The 17,440-nt window shown below is 45.6% G+C and carries 10 protein-coding genes, 6 tRNA genes, 3 rRNA genes and 1 pseudogene; 2 read left to right on the forward strand and 18 right to left on the reverse strand.

All coding sequences use genetic code 11. From position 1 onward, the window contains the following. Nucleotides 1-169: 169 nt before the first annotated feature. The 16 genes and pseudogenes from OCU87_RS14540 to OCU87_RS14615 all read right to left on the reverse strand — a co-directional run bounded on the left by OCU87_RS14540 (nucleotide 170) and on the right by OCU87_RS14615 (nucleotide 12,536). Nucleotides 170-246: transfer RNA gene (locus OCU87_RS14540), tRNA-Asp, on the reverse strand. Nucleotides 247-312: 66 nt separating this feature from the next. After that, nucleotides 313-428, reverse strand: a 5S ribosomal RNA gene (gene rrf, locus OCU87_RS14545). Nucleotides 429-548: 120 nt separating this feature from the next. Continuing rightward, a 23S ribosomal RNA gene (locus OCU87_RS14550) occupies nucleotides 549-3,441 on the reverse strand. 286 nt (nucleotides 3,442-3,727) lie between these two features. Continuing rightward, nucleotides 3,728-3,803, reverse strand: a tRNA-Ala gene (locus OCU87_RS14555). A 42-nt stretch (nucleotides 3,804-3,845) separates the two neighbouring features. Further along, nucleotides 3,846-3,921 (reverse strand) — tRNA-Val (locus OCU87_RS14560). 30 nt (nucleotides 3,922-3,951) lie between these two features. Next, nucleotides 3,952-4,027: transfer RNA gene (locus tag OCU87_RS14565), tRNA-Lys, on the reverse strand. 16 nt (nucleotides 4,028-4,043) lie between these two features. Next, a tRNA-Glu gene (locus OCU87_RS14570) sits at nucleotides 4,044-4,119 on the reverse strand. Between the two features lie 97 nt (nucleotides 4,120-4,216). Beyond that, nucleotides 4,217-5,759, reverse strand: a 16S ribosomal RNA gene (locus OCU87_RS14575). Together the 16S, 23S and 5S rRNA genes with 5 tRNA genes alongside form the textbook arrangement of a ribosomal RNA operon. Before the next feature lie 714 nt (nucleotides 5,760-6,473). Further along, nucleotides 6,474-6,674, reverse strand: a pseudogene (locus tag OCU87_RS25010) (methyl-accepting chemotaxis protein); the annotation flags it as partial. 248 nt (nucleotides 6,675-6,922) lie between these two features. After that, nucleotides 6,923-7,007, reverse strand: a tRNA-Leu gene (locus OCU87_RS14585). Between the two features lie 168 nt (nucleotides 7,008-7,175). Beyond that, complete coding sequence (locus OCU87_RS14590; protein ID WP_261857456.1) at nucleotides 7,176-8,171, reverse strand: LacI family DNA-binding transcriptional regulator; 996 nt, start codon at nucleotides 8,169-8,171, stop codon at nucleotides 7,176-7,178. Nucleotides 8,172-8,269: 98 nt separating this feature from the next. After that, a complete protein-coding gene (chbG, locus tag OCU87_RS14595) occupies nucleotides 8,270-9,004 on the reverse strand; it encodes a chitin disaccharide deacetylase (protein WP_315972477.1) in 735 nt (244 codons plus the stop codon). A gap of 79 nt (nucleotides 9,005-9,083) precedes the next feature. Continuing rightward, nucleotides 9,084-10,394: a 6-phospho-beta-glucosidase gene (locus tag OCU87_RS14600; protein ID WP_261857457.1), complete on the reverse strand. Its 1,311-nt coding sequence runs from the start codon at nucleotides 10,392-10,394 to the stop codon at nucleotides 9,084-9,086. Further along, the gene (locus tag OCU87_RS14605; RefSeq protein WP_062691853.1) at nucleotides 10,387-10,716 is read right to left on the reverse strand and encodes a PTS lactose/cellobiose transporter subunit IIA; all 330 of its coding nucleotides are present in this window, start codon (nucleotides 10,714-10,716) and stop codon (nucleotides 10,387-10,389) included. Before OCU87_RS14605 ends, OCU87_RS14600 begins: the two co-directional genes overlap by 8 nt. Nucleotides 10,717-10,779: 63 nt before the next feature. Beyond that, the gene (locus OCU87_RS14610) at nucleotides 10,780-12,114 is read right to left on the reverse strand and encodes a PTS sugar transporter subunit IIC (protein ID WP_062691852.1); all 1,335 of its coding nucleotides are present in this window, start codon (nucleotides 12,112-12,114) and stop codon (nucleotides 10,780-10,782) included. 107 nt (nucleotides 12,115-12,221) lie between these two features. Further along, the gene (locus OCU87_RS14615) at nucleotides 12,222-12,536 is read right to left on the reverse strand and encodes a PTS sugar transporter subunit IIB (protein WP_094958525.1); all 315 of its coding nucleotides are present in this window, start codon (nucleotides 12,534-12,536) and stop codon (nucleotides 12,222-12,224) included. Between the two features lie 430 nt (nucleotides 12,537-12,966). Between OCU87_RS14615 and OCU87_RS14620 the strand changes: the two genes are divergently transcribed. Beyond that, a complete protein-coding gene (locus OCU87_RS14620) occupies nucleotides 12,967-13,458 on the forward strand; it encodes an RDD family protein (RefSeq protein ID WP_062691848.1) in 492 nt (163 codons plus the stop codon). A gap of 79 nt (nucleotides 13,459-13,537) precedes the next feature. Here the strand turns inward: OCU87_RS14620 and lptG are convergent, their stop codons facing one another. Both lptG and lptF read right to left on the reverse strand, forming a co-directional pair. Next, nucleotides 13,538-14,608, reverse strand: coding sequence for an LPS export ABC transporter permease LptG (lptG, locus tag OCU87_RS14625; RefSeq protein ID WP_261857458.1), 1,071 nt, complete (start codon nucleotides 14,606-14,608; stop codon nucleotides 13,538-13,540). Then, nucleotides 14,601-15,707, reverse strand: a complete 1,107-nt coding sequence (gene lptF, locus OCU87_RS14630; RefSeq protein ID WP_062691847.1) for an LPS export ABC transporter permease LptF — start codon at nucleotides 15,705-15,707, stop codon at nucleotides 14,601-14,603. The genes lptG and lptF overlap by 8 nt, the downstream gene beginning before the upstream one ends. A gap of 196 nt (nucleotides 15,708-15,903) precedes the next feature. Between lptF and pepA the strand changes: the two genes are divergently transcribed. Continuing rightward, nucleotides 15,904-17,412 carry a leucyl aminopeptidase gene (pepA, locus tag OCU87_RS14635; protein ID WP_062691845.1) on the forward strand — a complete coding sequence of 503 codons (1,509 nt, stop codon included), beginning with the start codon at nucleotides 15,904-15,906 and terminating at the stop codon, nucleotides 17,410-17,412. Nucleotides 17,413-17,440: the final 28 nt, after the last annotated feature.

Consider the following 17,440-nt stretch of genomic DNA (forward strand, 5'->3'; position numbering starts at 1 on the left):
GCGGAGCGGACGGGACTTCCCACACCGAAAATCAGCGCGCCCCCCGGCGTGACAGGCCGCCGCCTTCAGGGTAAATAGGCTAACCAACTGAACTACCGCTTCCGCTCCATGATTAGCCAAAAGACAAATGCAAAAAAGCCCAAGTCGTGAGACTTGGGCTTAATATAAGTGGCGGAGCGGACGGGACTCGAACCCGCGACCCCCGGCGTGACAGGCCGGTATTCTAACCAACTGAACTACCGCTCCACACGGTGATAAACAGTTGCCTGTCTATCCGATAAATGTCGTTCAATACATTTATCTAAATTTGAAGCCTGGCGATGACCTACTCTCACATGGGGAGACCCCACACTACCATCGGCGCTATTACGTTTCACTACTGAGTTCGGCATGGGATCAGGTGGGTCCATAATGCTATGGTCGCCAAGCAAATTCGGTTTATCTTACGCCGTAGCGGAAGATACAATCTGGGAAAATCTAACTAGTTACAATTCGTTCTTAACACGCATTCAAGCGTTATGGAGTCCGTAAAACCCCTTGGGTGTTGTATGGTTAAGCCTCACGGGCAATTAGTACAGGTTAGCTCAATGCCTCGCAGCACTTACACACCCTGCCTATCAACGTCGTAGTCTTCGACAACCCTTTAGAGACCTTAAAGGTCTAGAGATGACTCATCTTGAGGCTCGCTTCGCGCTTAGATGCTTTCAGCGCTTATCGATTCCGAACGTAGCTACCGGGCAATGCTATTGGCATAACAACCCGAACACCAGCGGTTCGTCCACTCCGGTCCTCTCGTACTAGGAGCAGCCCCTCTCAATCATCTAACGCCCACGGCAGATAGGGACCGAACTGTCTCACGACGTTCTAAACCCAGCTCGCGTACCACTTTAAATGGCGAACAGCCATACCCTTGGGACCGACTTCAGCCCCAGGATGTGATGAGCCGACATCGAGGTGCCAAACACCGCCGTCGATATGAACTCTTGGGCGGTATCAGCCTGTTATCCCCGGAGTACCTTTTATCCGTTGAGCGATGGCCCTTCCATTCAGAACCACCGGATCACTATGACCTGCTTTCGCACCTGCTCGAATTGTCATTCTCGCAGTCAAGCGGGCTTATGCCATTGCACTAACCTCACGATGTCCGACCGTGATTAGCCCACCTTCGTGCTCCTCCGTTACTCTTTGGGAGGAGACCGCCCCAGTCAAACTACCCACCAGGCACTGTCCGCACCCCCGATTAGGGGGCGACGTTAGAACATCAAGCATACAAGGGTGGTATTTCAAGATTGCCTCCACATCATCTAGCGACAATGCTTCAAAGGCTCCCACCTATCCTACACATGTAGGGTCAATGTTCAGTGCCAAGCTGTAGTAAAGGTTCACGGGGTCTTTCCGTCTAGCCGCGGGTACACAGCATCTTCACTGCGATTTCAATTTCACTGAGTCTCGGGTGGAGACAGCGTGGCCATCATTACGCCATTCGTGCAGGTCGGAACTTACCCGACAAGGAATTTCGCTACCTTAGGACCGTTATAGTTACGGCCGCCGTTTACCGGGGCTTCGATCAAGAGCTTCGACCGAAGTCTAACCCCATCAATTAACCTTCCGGCACCGGGCAGGCGTCACACCGTATACGTCATCTTTCGATTTTGCACAGTGCTGTGTTTTTAATAAACAGTTGCAGCCACCTGGTATCTGCGACTCCCAGCAGCTTAGAGAGCAAGTCTCATCACCGCGAGGAGCGTACCTTCTCCCGAAGTTACGGTACCATTTTGCCTAGTTCCTTCACCCGAGTTCTCTCAAGCGCCTTGGTATTCTCTACCTGATCACCTGTGTCGGTTTGGGGTACGATTGCTTATAACCTATCGCTTAGAGGCTTTTCCCGGAAGCATGGCATCAATGACTTCATCACCGTAGTGACTCGACATCGGGTCTCAGCCTTAAGATAGTCCGGATTTGCCTAAACTATCAGCCTACACCCTTGAACTTGGACGACCGTCGCCAAGCCCACCTAGCCTTCTCCGTCCCCCCATCGCAGTTATAAGCAGTACGGGAATATTAACCCGTTTCCCATCGACTACGCCTTTCGGCCTCGCCTTAGGGGTCGACTTACCCTGCCCCGATTAACGTTGGACAGGAACCCTTGATCTTCCGGCGAGGGAGTTTTTCACTCCCTTTATCGTTACTCATGTCAGCATTCGCACTTCTGATACCTCCAGCAACCCTTACAGATCACCTTCAACGGCTTACAGAACGCTCCCCTACCCAATATGAACAAGTCATATTGCCGCAGCTTCGGTGTATAGCTTAGCCCCGTTAAATCTTCCGCGCAGGCCGACTCGACCAGTGAGCTATTACGCTTTCTTTAAATGATGGCTGCTTCTAAGCCAACATCCTGGCTGTCTGAGCCTTCCCACATCGTTTCCCACTTAGCTATAACTTTGGGACCTTAGCTGGCGGTCTGGGTTGTTTCCCTCTCCACGACGGACGTTAGCACCCGCCGTGTGTCTCCCGGATAGTACTTACTGGTATTCGGAGTTTGCAAAGGGTTGGTAAGTCGGGATGACCCCCTAGCCTTAACAGTGCTCTACCCCCAGTAGTATTCGTCCGAGGCGCTACCTAAATAGCTTTCGGGGAGAACCAGCTATCTCCAGGTTTGATTGGCCTTTCACCCCTAGCCACAAGTCATCCGCTAATTTTTCAACATTAGTCGGTTCGGTCCTCCAGTAAGTGTTACCTCACCTTCAACCTGCCCATGGCTAGATCACCTGGTTTCGGGTCTAATCCTAGCAACTATGACGCCCAGTTAAGACTCGGTTTCCCTACGGCTCCCCTAAACGGTTAACCTTGCTACTAAAATTAAGTCGCTGACCCATTATACAAAAGGTACGCAGTCACCCAACAAGTGGGCTCCTACTGCTTGTACGTACACGGTTTCAGGTTCTATTTCACTCCCCTCACAGGGGTTCTTTTCGCCTTTCCCTCACGGTACTGGTTCACTATCGGTCAGTCAGGAGTATTTAGCCTTGGAGGATGGTCCCCCCATGTTCAAACAGGATATCACGTGTCCCGTCCTACTCGTTTTCACTAATAATGCGTTGTCGGTTACGGGGCTATCACCCTGTATCGCTGTGCTTTCCAGCACATTCACCTAACGCAAGACTGGCTTAAGGGCTAATCCGATTTCGCTCGCCGCTACTCTCGGAATCTCGGTTGATTTCTCTTCCTTCGGGTACTTAGATGTTTCAGTTCCCCGAGTTCGCCTCGTTACGCTATGTATTCACGTAACGATACGTGCTTATGCACGTGGGTTTCCCCATTCGGAAATCCCAGTCTCAAGTGATTTTTACTATCTAAACTGGGCTTATCGCAAGTTAATACGTCCTTCATCGCCTCTGACTGCCAAGGCATCCACCGTGTACGCTTAGTCACTTAACCATACAACCCCAAGAGGTCTGTATGTTCAAACAACCAAGGTTTATCGTCACTCATTTCCGATCAAGAAAAATGAGGACATTGGTTTTTCGCCGGACTCTACACAAGACACTTGAATGTGTGTTGTTTTGAGAACTCGTTTTTATCATTAAAGATAAAAACTATTGTAATTGAATCTAACGATTCAATTTACTAGTCAGCTTTCCAGATTGTTAAAGAACAGGTGTTTTGATCATCAGAGATGAAAAATCCACTTTCTAATCACACTCTATCGAATGTCTTTAGAAAGTGGTGGAGCTATGCGGGATCGAACCGCAGACCTCCTGCGTGCAAGGCAGGCGCTCTCCCAGCTGAGCTATAGCCCCATAAAGTTTTACTTCTTAGGAGAAGTTCTCTTAAAGAGAAGATGGTGGGCGATACCGGGCTCGAACCAGTGACCCCCTCCTTGTAAGGGAGGTGCTCTCCCAACTGAGCTAATCGCCCTCCGATATTTTACATCCTCAAAGGAGAAGATGGTGGGTCGTGCAGGATTCGAACCTGCGACCAATTGATTAAAAGTCAACTGCTCTACCAACTGAGCTAACGACCCATACTTCTAAAAGAAGTGGCGTCCCGTAGGGGAGTCGAACCCCTGTTACCGCCGTGAAAGGGCGGTGTCCTAGGCCTCTAGACGAACGGGACTAAGTATTTCTCCATGTTATTGGGTAACATGGCTGTTCTTTTACATTTTAACCAAGCAATCTGTGTGGACACTGCATCAAACAAGCAGTCTATCGTTTAAGGAGGTGATCCAGCCCCAGGTTCCCCTAGGGCTACCTTGTTACGACTTCACCCCAGTCATGAACCACACCGTGGTAAACGCCCTCCCGAAGGTTAAGCTATCTACTTCTGGTGCAGCCCACTCCCATGGTGTGACGGGCGGTGTGTACAAGGCCCGGGAACGTATTCACCGTGGCATTCTGATCCACGATTACTAGCGATTCCGACTTCATGGAGTCGAGTTGCAGACTCCAATCCGGACTACGACGTACTTTCTGGGATTCGCTCACCATCGCTGGTTGGCAGCCCTCTGTATACGCCATTGTAGCACGTGTGTAGCCCTACTCGTAAGGGCCATGATGACTTGACGTCGTCCCCACCTTCCTCCGGTTTATCACCGGCAGTCTCCCTGGAGTTCCCACCATTATGTGCTGGCAAACAAGGATAAGGGTTGCGCTCGTTGCGGGACTTAACCCAACATTTCACAACACGAGCTGACGACAGCCATGCAGCACCTGTCTCAGAGTTCCCGAAGGCACTAAGCTATCTCTAGCGAATTCTCTGGATGTCAAGAGTAGGTAAGGTTCTTCGCGTTGCATCGAATTAAACCACATGCTCCACCGCTTGTGCGGGCCCCCGTCAATTCATTTGAGTTTTAATCTTGCGACCGTACTCCCCAGGCGGTCTACTTAACGCGTTAGCTCCGAAAGCCAGGACTCAAGGTCCCAACCTCCAAGTAGACATCGTTTACGGCGTGGACTACCAGGGTATCTAATCCTGTTTGCTCCCCACGCTTTCGCATCTGAGCGTCAGTCTTTGTCCAGGGGGCCGCCTTCGCCACCGGTATTCCTTCAGATCTCTACGCATTTCACCGCTACACCTGAAATTCTACCCCCCTCTACAAGACTCTAGTCTGCCAGTTCAAAATGCTGTTCCGAGGTTGAGCCCCGGGCTTTCACATCTTGCTTAACAGACCGCCTGCATGCGCTTTACGCCCAGTAATTCCGATTAACGCTCGCACCCTCCGTATTACCGCGGCTGCTGGCACGGAGTTAGCCGGTGCTTCTTCTGTTGCTAACGTCAAACGGCAACGCTATTAACGTTACCGCCTTCCTCACAACTGAAAGTACTTTACAACCCGAAGGCCTTCTTCATACACGCGGCATGGCTGCATCAGGGTTTCCCCCATTGTGCAATATTCCCCACTGCTGCCTCCCGTAGGAGTCTGGACCGTGTCTCAGTTCCAGTGTGGCTGATCATCCTCTCAAACCAGCTAGGGATCGTCGCCTTGGTGAGCCATTACCCCACCAACTAGCTAATCCCACCTGGGCTAATCTTGACGCGAGAGGTCCGAAGATCCCCCTCTTTGGCCCGTAGGCATTATGCGGTATTAGCTATCGTTTCCAATAGTTATCCCCCACATCAAGGCATATTCCCAGGCATTACTCACCCGTCCGCCGCTCGTCAGCAAATTAGCAAGCTAATTCCTGTTACCGCTCGACTTGCATGTGTTAGGCCTGCCGCCAGCGTTCAATCTGAGCCATGATCAAACTCTTCAATTTAAAGTTTTTGATGGCTCAATGAATACTGATTGAATATCGATAACTAGAAGCTAGTCATGATATTCGAATTGACTGTGCCAAAGCTTAAGTAAACTTAAGTTTTGTATTGGTCACTCAGTTCATTGATGCCAAATTCATTGTTACTTAAAAAGTCACAATGAACAGTTTCGACTATTCATTTCACGAGTGCCCACACAGATTGCATGGTCAAATTGTTAAAGAACATACTGACTTCGTAGCGGGCTTAGCGCCTTGCTCCGTGTCAGTGAGGTCGCATTATAGAGATTTCGATCACGTTGGCAAGCGTGAATTACAAAAAAATCGAAATTAAATACCAAGCGTTTAAAATACAACCAAGAGACTCAAATCTGATTAAATTCGAGCCATCGTTTATTACGTTTCCTTTATATTGTCACAGACTCCCACGATACAAATTATGCCTGTGGGTGCGATTCCAACTTAAATTTAATCAATGAGGCTTTAAGGTGTGCCACCTGCTGCAGTAATATTTCCTGCTGTTGGCTACATTGGTTGATAACCTCATTATTATGTACCGCAATATTTAATACGCTCGAAATACTTGCCGCTTGCTGCTCTATAATAGATAAGGACTGTTGAAGCTGCTCAATTGCATCACTGCTACTTTTTACGCCATCTATATTAGCATCTGTCGCAGCTGTCGTTTCTGAACAATATTAAGCGCGTCCTGCGAGCTTTGTCCTAAACGTTCAATAATTCCATCTACACTCGCTGTACTTTCTTGAGTACGAGTTGCTAATTTTCTCACTTCATCGGCAACAACAGCAAAACCACGCCCCTGCTCTCCAGCACGCGCAGCCTCACAATAGCAGCATTTAATGCAAGTAAGTTAGTCTGCCCCGCTATCCCACCAATTTCAGTAACGACACTTTCAATTTCATTAATGTCTTTATTCAATGCTGTCATCGCTGCTACAAGCTGATCAATATCTGTAGATAGTAGGTAAGTAGGTAAGTAGGTAAGTAGGTAAGTAGGTAAGTAGGTAAGTAGGTAAGTAGGTAAGTAGGTAAGTAGGTAAGTAGGTAAGTAGGTAAGTAGGTAAGTAGGTAAGTAGGTAAGTAGGTAAGTATTGTACGCCAGATACAACAAAGCCCCAACCGAAGTTGAGGCTTTATCATTTTATCTGGTGCCCGAGGACGGACTTGAACCGTCACGCTCGAAAGCAACGGATTTTGAATCCGTCGTGTATACCAATTTCACCACTCGGGCAGATGCAGCTCATTATACGTATGCACTAAACCGACGCAAGCCTTTATTTACAAAAAACAGCATCAAACAGACCAACAGATGAATAAGCAACCAAAGCGAAACAATAACAACCACAAATCCTTTTATTATTTTGATTTTAAAGCATATGCTGATTAGTCATGATTGCGATTACCGTGGCAATACACTGCAACGAGAGATCAGTTTAGGTAAAAAGTGGCGGTCTATATCTGTCTCAGTTTTTTTGAGTTGATGATTCAATACAGCAACCGCTGTACGTGCCATATCGCTAATTGGGAAATGAACCGCTGTCACTGTTGGATAAAAGCTGGCACAAAGGTACACACTGTCAAAGCTCGTGACAGATAACTGTTCAGGAACTGCGATCTTGTGCTGATGAAAGAACTGTAATGCCCCACTCATCATCTCTTCACTGCACGAGAATAAAGCATCCATATCATCATGTTGCTGATAAAGGTTCAGTGCTGCTTGATAACCACTTTCTCGACCATAGTTTCCCTCACTCGTAAGCGATGATTCAAAAGGGATCCCTGCGGCTTGCAGTGCATTCTTATAACCTTGAAAACGTTGTTTACTTGTTTCTCTATTTAGGTCACCAGAGATACACGCAATTTTCCGGTGCCCTTGTTGAATTAAATGCCCTACCGCTAATTGAGCGGCAAGAGTATGATCGAAGGTAATGCAACGGTCTTCAAGTCCTTCCACGAAACGATCAAGTAACACAAATGGTGTAGGTAGCTTGGCTAACTCTCGTAATTCATCATCACTTAAATAGCGGCTATGTAGAATATAACCATCACATCGCAGGTCATGAAAACGTTGGATAGCTTCTCGCTCGCCTTCTGCATTATGGTGACCTTGGGCTGTGATCAAAAATTTATTATGGCAGTCTAATTCAGACTGCACTTGATCCATCATTTCGCCAAAGAAGCCCCCAGTATAATAAGTGACTAATAACCCAACCATATTCGATGAAGCTGTCGCCAACGAACGTGCAATCGCGCTAGGCCTATAATTAAGCTCTGCCATTGCTTGCTCGACTTTACGCTTAGTATCAGCGCGAAACTTTCCTTCACCATTAATAATGCGCGATACCGTGGATCGATTCACTCCAGCCAGTAATGCAACATCTTTGATTCTTGCCATTCAGGCTTCATTCCTTTGTTATTAGCTGTGATTAATGAGAGAAATAGTGCTCTCTACCGATACGAACTTCAATAAACAAGCAACTTCACTCTCTCATTTCATGAAAAAACAGCATAGTCACACAATGTAATATCTCGATTAGCTAATTGTTCAAGTAAATAAGGATCCGTCAACACGGCTAATTCTTTCGCTCTTGGCATCGTATAGCCGCTGCATTCCAATAGCGGTTGATCAACATAGGCGGGATGACACATGATTTCTAATACATCACACAACCCTTGTTGTTGATCGATAACACTTAGCAAGCTATCGATGCTCACGGCCGTATCGTAGAACTGATTACAAAATGCATAATGGCACCCCTTCACCTGCTCACTATCCGTAACACCGCGTACGACGAGTTGATGCGATGACGCTATCTCTTTTACCACAGGTAAGATTTGAGGATGAAAGTGCGCATGATGATGGCTATCTAAATGGCTTAAGGGGATCCCCAATGCCTGAAATGCGCAGATTTGAGCTTCAATTTCATCTGCGATTTCCATCGCATCAAAATCCATATATCGAGCAATGTACTCTTTCGACCAACAATCCCCTCGAGGATCCACTAACGTTTTTCCAGAAGTTAAAGGCTTCCCTGTCGTGAAACGCAAGTGCAAGCCAACTTTCAATGACGGAGACTGCGCTAATAAATTCAGCGCATGTTGCTCGGCAGGCATGCCGACCATCAAGGTAGTAGAACGCACTACACCATGTAAGCACGCATCTAAAGTGCCAAGGTTAACACCTTTCGTTAATCCAAAATCATCAGCATTGAATATCAGTTTCATCATTAGTCCTTTTACACGAAACACCACTAAACGCTCTAACCTTGCCCCCGAAGAAAGCAAGGTTAGCGACCGCCATTACACCCTAACTAAATTGCGGTAGATAATCATGGTTGGTCCGCAAGATATCATCCAAAATAGCTTTGGCTTTATTAATATCTGGCACTAATGGGTTATTCGTTAATGCCATCAAGGCTTTATCATAATCACCATGTACAGCAGCTTCGACTGTCAGCTGTTCATACGCTTTAACCTGATGAATCAAACCCGTTACATTGGGGCTCAATGCCCCTACGACTAATGGTCGAGCCCCCGCACTACCAACAACGGCGCTGCACTCTATAACAACATCATCAGGTAAAAAATTTAATGTGCCATTGTTGCGTACATTAACGACATTGATTGTATTTCGATTGTTGTACAAGGCATCAACTAAATTTAATGAAGCATCGGAATAGTAAGCCCCACCACGCTCTTCAAGTAAGGCCGGCTTCTCATCAAGCGTAACATCTTTATAAAGTTCAAATAACGCTTGCTCAGTTGCCATTACCTGTTCTGCGCGTGTGCCTTCTTTGGCCGCACTTTCCTTCTCATCCGCGAGCATGGCTTCGGTCTGATAAAAATAGCGATGATATGGGCATGGAATTGCACCTAACGCTTTCAGAAAAGCGGGATCCCAAGGTTCTTCAAATATATTTTTCATACTGAAGTTGGCACCATCCCCGACTTTCTCGAGTACCTGCGCTGTAATATTCTCACCATTAAGCCAGGCGCGATGCGCCCACAATAAGTGATTTAATCCAGCACATTCCAACGTGAGATCTTCTGGCTGACAAGCCATCATGTCTGCAATCATCATGCTCATTGAGACAGGAACATTACATAAGCCAATCGTTTTGACTTTAGTATATTTCTGCACAGCTTCAGTGACTAAGCCCGCTGGGTTGGTAAAGTTAAGCATCCAAGCATTGGGGGCTAATGCTTCAATGTCTTTACATACGTCGAGAATGACAGGGATAGTGCGCAAGGCTTTAGCAAAGCCACCTGGGCCTGTGGTTTCCTGTCCAATAACATCATACTTAAGTGGAATACGCTCGTCGTTCGCACGAGCTTGTAATCCACCAACTCTAAACTGAGTCATCACAAAATCAGCATCCGCGATTGCTTTACGGCGATCCAACGATGCTTGAATAACAATATCAGCCCCGTGTTTGGCAACCATTCGCTTCGCTAAGGCGGCAATAATCTCAAGTTTCTCTTGCCCGGCTTCAACATCCACAAAATGGATTTCTTTAACGGGCAAATACGCTAAGCGCTTTAAAACCCCTTCAACCAATTCAGGGGTATAACTGCTGCCGCCCCCAATAATGGCTAACTTTAATGCCCCTCTAGCCATGATGAACTCCTTGTTCTGTTTGACGAAGTTCATGCAATACAACCAACTCGGTGGCGAGTTCATGGGCAAGGATCGTTGTCATTAAATGATCCTGAGCATGCACCATCACCAAGGTCATTTTCACTTTACCCTCACCTTCATCGGCTTCTATTAGCTGGGTCTGCGTTAAATGAGCTCTATTCAAACAAGCCTTCGCTTGCGTTAAACAACTTTTCGCTTCATCAATCTGCATCTTCTTTGCATACGCTAATGCTTCAAAGCATAAACTTCTGGCTTCACCTGCATTAACAATGATGTCCATGACTACCGCTTCTTGATCCATTTCGTTCTCTCCCGAAACCTATTTTCATTGAGGAGGCATGTATATACCTCCTCATCATGCATATTAAGCAGTGGCTCCCTCACCCGCAGGCGTTGCCGATTTATCGCTGCTTTTTTCAATTTTGCTTTCTTCTTCCACTAATTGCTTTTCAAACATTTTGAAGAAAGGCAGATAAATAAAGATATCCATAATAAGTAACCCAATGACTAACAAGACTGGCGATAATGTCCATCCGGTTCCCCAAGATGCCCCCAATAATGCAGGTGCAGTCCAAGCCGTTTGTGAAACCGCCATACCAACAATACCGGTATGAACAGCGGTATAAGCAATAATGGCGTTAATCACAGGAGCAAAAATAAATGGAATAAACATGGTCGGGTTTAAGACTAATGGGCTCCCGAAAATAACGGGCTCATTAATTTGGAAGAAGCCAGGTACAACACTCATTCTACCTAAGCTACGAAGATGAATGGATTTACTAAACACCATTAAAATCACCAAGGCTAACGTTGCACCAGAGCCACCAATGAAGATATAAAAATCCCAAAATGGCTGAGTAAACACATTTGGAATTGGCTCTCCTGCTAAAAATGCTTCTTGGTTTGCACCTATATTAGTCAAGAAGATAGGTGACAACAGACCTACCACAATGGCCGCGCCATGAATACCAGCAAACCACAACAACTGGCACAATAATAAAGCGCCAATAATTGCAGGCAGTGAATTAGAAGCACTAACTAATGGGCGGAACATTTCAAGCACCAGATCAGGAATTAGCATCTCGTATTGCGATTGAAAAAATAGGCTTAATGGATAAACCGTCAAAAAGACAAACAACACTGGGATCAGTATTTCAAATGACCGAGCAATAGCTGGCGGTACTTGCTCTGGCAATCGGATAGTCACATTGTATTTGTTCAAAATGCGAATCAATTCAACCGAGAAGAACGCACTGATCACTGACGTAAATATCCCAGTACCTGATAAATGACTCGTCGACAAAGCACCGTCAGCAACCGGTGCTGATGCCACTAAAAAAGTCATTAAAGATAACGATGCGCTCGTAATACCATCCATATTATAGGCTCGAGCGAGGCTATAGCCGATCCCCATCGACACAAAAATAGCCATCAACCCCATTGTCATTTCGTAGGGCAACATAATATTGTCAAAATTTGCAGCAGCAAAATCTAACCATGCGCGGCCAAAAGTATTCTGCGTATCTTCAGCAAAAGGAGGAAACGCAAATACCAGCATGAAACTACCAACAATAATAAATGGCATAGCAACAATAAAACCATCACGCATGGCACGTATATGTTTTTGGTTACCCACCGTCACTGCAATTGGCGCTATCTTCCCTTCAACAATTTTAATTATTGAATCATAGAGCTTCATAACATGAATCCTTTTTTGAATATGAAACATCCCACCCCACATAAATAAATGCAGAGTAAATATATTTAAAATAAACCGCTAAGTTAATTTAGCGGCTATAAATTGAATTAAGCTGTTGCAGGCAACAAAGATAGCGCCAATGCTAACGTCTCATCACCTTTCATCATTCCATACATTTGAGGGGGAATTGGCGCGACTGTCTTATTGTAGCTATCTGCTATCTTCTGAAGTTCTTCTTGTTGAAATCGAACTTGCGGGCCAAGAAGGCAAACGTCAAACTCTTGTATTAATTCATTAAAGTTAGTCACAGCATGTGCTTCAATCAAGCAAGTGATACCTTGCCTCTCTGCTGTCTGCTGCATTTTCTTTACCAGCATACTGGTCGACATCCCGGCACTACAACATAATAAAATCTTTTTCATTTCATGCTCCTTGCTTATGTTATTCACGCTATTTCAATGATGTGTAAATTGTATACAATGAAAAACAAACTTAAAAGCGCAACCGGTTGCGTTAATGGTGAGAGAGATCGAATTTCAATTATTTAATAATGCAAAATTTTACATATGGATATTATTCATCATTTATTTAATTTAAAAAAACAAATAAACAACAATATCTGTCAGGATAAAACCTGATGATGTGAAACGTCTTCTTAGATGGTTTAGCCTTCCGTAGTTAATATTTTACCTGCATAATATCAGTCAGTTACACGCAAACTTTTATTAAAAGCAACAATCCTTGTCTATTTCAGAAAAAACAAATAGTTGATAGACTGCCCTCAAAGAGTGTGACGTCACCACAATTGAAGCATCACGCGGTGAACTAGTAGATGGAATTATCGGAGTTATCATGAAAAAAAAGCAGCAAAATGTACAACCTTCTAAAGAGTACGCCACTCTACTTCGACGATTAGGTGCGTGGTTTTATGACGTATTGATCGTTGCCGCTGTGCTGATGCTCGCTGGCGGTATTGCGATGGCTCTCATTGCAGGTTTACTGCAACTTGGCATATTAGATATTAGTGGGTATGAAGATGCGAGTGCTTATCTTGGGAAGCACCCAGTCGCAGGCATGCTGTATTCAGGTTACTTAGCGGCTGTCGTTATTGCTTTCTATGCTTTCTTTTGGTGTAAAGCAGGACAAACCTTAGGAATGCGTGCATGGAAACTGCGCTTACAAAATAGCGATGGATCTAATATTCGCCTAACACAAGCTTTCATTCGGATGGCAACGTCTGCCTTTGGCTTGGGTAATTTTATTGCTCTGTTTAGTAAAAAGAAGCAATCATTTCAAGATATTATGGCTGAGTGTGAAATGATCATCACACCCAAGGTCCGTTGATCCTGTTTCATTTGATACAAAAAAGGAGCACTAGGCTCCTTTTTAATCATCACGTTACAAGTTTTACGCTGCTAACTAACTACAATTTACGCCGCAGTAAGTAGATAGTGATCAGTAAGAACACGACACTAGGCCCTATCGCACCAATGATCGGCGGTAAGCTATACACTAGGCTCATAGGCCCAAATACTTCGTTTGAAATATAGAAAGCAAAACCAAAAATAACGCCGGATAAGACCCTTACTCCCATCGTAACTGAACGTAATGGACCAAAGACAAATGACAGCGCAAGTAGCATCATTACTGCGATAGTTACCGGTTGTAAGGCTTTACGCCAAAACGCCAACTCATACCGCGAGGCATCTTGCTTCGACTCTCTCAAGTAAGAGACATAATCATATACCCCAGACAAAGCCAGCTCTTCCGGTTTTACTGTCACAACGGCTAATTTATCGGGTGACAAGACAGTATCCCAAATCTGAGTGTCAGCATGTGTATTTATTTGACGATCTTCGCTAAAGGTTGTCTCAGTTACATCGCGTAACTGCCAGCCTTCATCAGTCAAGTATTGCGCAGAGCTGGCATAAATAGATTTTTGAAGTTTATCATTATCGTCAAATTCCCAAATGTTAACGCTTTCTAAGCCCTGCTTCTCTTTAACGCGACCAATGTAAATAAAATCATTGTTATCTTTTGCCCAGACTCCGCTTTGCACCGACAACATGCTGCCGCCAGACGTCCAAATCGTACGGAGTTCACGCGCCATTTTCTGCGCTTGCGGTGACCCCCATTGCCCTAACGCCATGATAATCAACATCAAAGGCACTGCGGTTTTCAAAACGGATAATCCAATATCTAATTTTGAAAAACCAGCCGCTTGCATAACCACCAGCTCAGAGCTTGATGCCAGCATTCCCAAGCCAATCAATGCTCCCAGCAACACTGCCATAGGGAAAAACATTTCAATATCACGTGGCAAACTTAAGCCAACAAATGCTAATGCTTTCCATAAATCATAAGTTCCTTCGCCGACTTTTCTTAACTGCTCAACGTACTTGATGATTGCCGATAGCCCCACCAAAGTTGCCAGCGTCAACGAAGTCGTCGCAATGATGGTACGGCCGATGTACCAGTCAAGGATCTTAAACATTACCACGTCTCCGGAACTTATCTTTTAATACACGAATAGGCATGGTATCCCACATGTTGAGCACCACGGCGATCACTAAGGTCACCACATTTACCGACCATAAACCAATATACGTCGGCAAAGTACCATCTTCTAAGGCAGACTTTGCTGCACTCATTGCAAGGAAGTACGCGAGATAAATCATGATAGCGGGGAATAACTTAGCAAAGCGCCCTTGGCGAGGGTTAACGGCTGACAGCGGTACCACCACCATAATCAATAGTGGAATACATAAGAACATCGACACCCGCCATTGGAATTCAGCAACCGCGGATAAATTGCTATGACTAAGCAACTCAACTGTGGGTACCGCTTCCCAATCTCGGTTTTTTTCTCGCACAGCCCGCTGACCAATTAATGCTTGATAGTCCTCAAAATCCGTAATGGTGTAATCTAATCGGGTCGGCAAACCTTCGTAGCGAGTCCCGTCTTTAAGATCGAGCACTTGGCGCCCATCAGGCAACTCACTAACATAACCACGATCTGAGAACGTAATACTTGGGCGTAGTGTATCGGTTGAAAATGGCTGAGCCACAAACACCCGGTGCAGCTTCTTGCCACTTTCTGTTATGTCATCAACAAAAACCACGCCTCGACCATCTGGCGAGCCTTGGAATTGGCCTTTTACTAGCAGGTTAAGCCCTGAATCAGCTTCCGCTTGCTCCATCACTTTTGTTTCTTGCTCTGCCGCCCATGGCGTTAACCACAAGGAATTGAAAGCAGCAAATGAGCCAGAAATAAGCGCCAATAGTAAAGCTGCTTGGATCAGAAATTTATTGCCAATCCCCGTAGCATTCATCACAGTAATCTCACTTTCGGCATACAATCGGCCGAATGTCAGTAAGATCCCGACAAATAAACTCAGCGGTAACATCATTAGCGCCATGTATGGGAAGTAAAGCCCCATAATGGTCAATATTAGATCACCAGGCAGCGAGCCTTCCGATGCGGAGGCTAAAATACGAATAAACTTTTGACTCAGAAATATTAAAAAAAGCACAAAAAGAATCGCAAATTGGCTCTTTAATGTCTCACGTGTCAAATACCGAACAATAATCACGCTTTATATACCCATAGAAAACTTGTTTTTTTGCTGGAATAACTATAGTTTCTCGGTAAACCAGTTATTTTTTTATCTTTCAGCTAAATGTTAGCCTGCACTTTAGATCCTATACTGTTACAGCGATCCAGCAAGTCAGTACGGCATTATCCAACATTTAGCCCTAATTGTCTTTATATAGGATGTAGGAGTACGCATGGAGTTCAGTGTTAAAAGTGGCAGCCCCGAGAAACAGCGCAGTGCCTGTATTGTCGTGGGTGTATTTGAACCACGTCGACTTTCTCCAATTGCTGAACAACTAGATAAGATTAGCGATGGCTATATTAGTTCCCTACTTCGTCGTGGTGATCTAGAAGGTAAGCCAGGCCAAATGCTACTGCTTCACCATGTACCGAACGTACTGTCTGAGCGTGTACTACTTGTCGGCTGTGGTAAAGAGCGCGAACTCGATGAGCGCCAATACAAGCAAATCATCAAAAAAACGATCAGTACATTGAACGAAACCGGTTCAATGGAAGCGGTATGTTTCTTAACAGAGCTTCACGTTAAAGGCCGCGACACTTACTGGAAAGTTCGTCAAGCGGTAGAAACAACCAAAGACAGCCTATACACCTTCGACCAATTCAAGAGCAATAAGCCTGAAACGCGTCGTCCACTACGCAAACTTGTTTTCAACGTGCCAACACGCCGTGAACTCTCTCTTGGCGAGCGTGCAATTTCACACGGCCTTGCTGTTGCATCGGGTGTAAAAGCGGGTAAAGATTTAGGTAACATGCCACCAAACGTGGCAAACCCAGCTTACCTTGCTTCTCAAGCACGCCGTCTGGCTGACGATTTCGACACCGTGAACACCAAAATCATTGGTGAGCAGGAAATGAAAGAGTTAGGCATGACATCTTACCTAGCTGTTGGTCGTGGCTCTAAGAACGAAGCCATGATGTCGGTTATTGAATACAAAGGTAATCCAGACTCAACCGCGAAGCCGATTGTACTTGTAGGTAAAGGTCTAACATTCGATTCAGGCGGTATCTCCATCAAGCCTGGCGCACAGATGGATGAAATGAAGTACGACATGTGTGGTGCTGCGACCGTATTCGGTGCAATGAAATCATTGGCGAAGCTAAACCTTCCAATCAATGTTGTTGGTATTCTTGCTGGCTGTGAAAACATGCCAGGTGGTAATGCTTACCGCCCAGGTGACATTCTGACGACTATGTCAGGTCAAACAGTTGAAGTACTTAACACCGATGCTGAAGGCCGTTTAGTGCTTTGTGATGCACTCACTTATGTTGAGCGCTTTGAGCCTGAATGCGTTGTTGATGTTGCAACATTAACTGGCGCATGTGTTGTCGCCCTTGGTCACCACATTAGTGGCCTAGTTGCTAACCACAACCCATTAGCCCACGAACTGATCAATGCATCAGAGCAAGCAGGTGACCGCGCTTGGCGTCTACCTATGGCTGATGAGTACCAAGAGCAACTAGCGAGCCCATTTGCTGATATGGCAAACCTTGGTTCACCAGGTGCTGGCACTATCACCGCAGGCTGTTTCCTGTCGCGCTTCACGAAGAAGTACAACTGGGCGCACCTTGATATTGCAGGTACAGCTTGGGTTGGCGGTAAAGCCAAAGGCGCTACGGGTCGTCCCGTCCCATTACTAGTCCAATTCTTACTCAACCGAGCTGGCCTAGAGAACGTCGAATAAGACGAATCATAGAAAAAGGGCCCTAAGG

The organism is Photobacterium sanguinicancri (assembly GCF_024346675.1).
Classification (GTDB): Bacteria; Pseudomonadota; Gammaproteobacteria; order Enterobacterales; family Vibrionaceae; genus Photobacterium; species Photobacterium sanguinicancri.